General features: G+C 31.9%; 2 pseudogenes. One reads left to right on the forward strand and one right to left on the reverse strand.

Annotated elements, in window-relative coordinates:
- Positions 1–263 (reverse strand): annotated as a pseudogene (locus L8T90_RS07845) (flagellin); the annotation flags it as partial.
- Positions 264–421: 158 nt separating this feature from the next.
- Here L8T90_RS07845 and L8T90_RS07850 point away from each other — a divergent pair.
- Positions 422–684, forward strand: a pseudogene (locus L8T90_RS07850) (flagellin); the annotation flags it as partial.

Genomic DNA, 684 nt, shown 5'->3' on the forward strand with positions numbered 1-684 from the left:
ATTTTTAATTGTTCATCCATAGCTTTATCAGCAGTTTGTAAAATACCTATAGCATCATTACCATTATTAATAGCTTGACCTAAAGATGCTGCTTGATTTCTTAAACTATCTGCTATAGCCATACCAGAAGCATCGTCTGCTGCTGAATTGATTCTTAAACCTGAACTGAGTCTTCCTAGAGATTTATCTAATTCTCTAGCTGTAATTACTGAATTTGCGTGTGCATTCATTGCACCTATGTTGGTGTTTATTCTAAAACCCATTTTAAATCCTTTCAAAATATTGCTTATTTCTCTAAAAGCAATAAGTGTTCCAAAAAATAAAAAATATTTTTATAAAAAATATAAAACTTTTTATTTTATATCCGATATGGCTTATAACGACAGCATGACGGTGTCGAATATATTTAAAAGGATTTAAAATGGGATTTCGTATTAACACAAACGTAGCATCTTTAAATGCTCAAGTAAACGCAGGATTAAATTCAAGAGCTCTTGATCAGTCTTTAAATAGACTTAGCTCAGGTTTAAGAATCAATTCAGCAGCAGACGATGCTTCTGGTCTAGCTATAGCTGACAACCTAAAAACTCAAGCTAATACCCTAGGACAAGCTATCAACAATGCAAATGATGCAAATAGCATGCTTCAAATAGCTGATAAAGCTATGGATGAACAATTAAAAAT

This window comes from Campylobacter sp. RKI_CA19_01121 (assembly GCF_025771295.1).
Classification (GTDB): Bacteria; Campylobacterota; Campylobacteria; order Campylobacterales; family Campylobacteraceae; genus Campylobacter_D.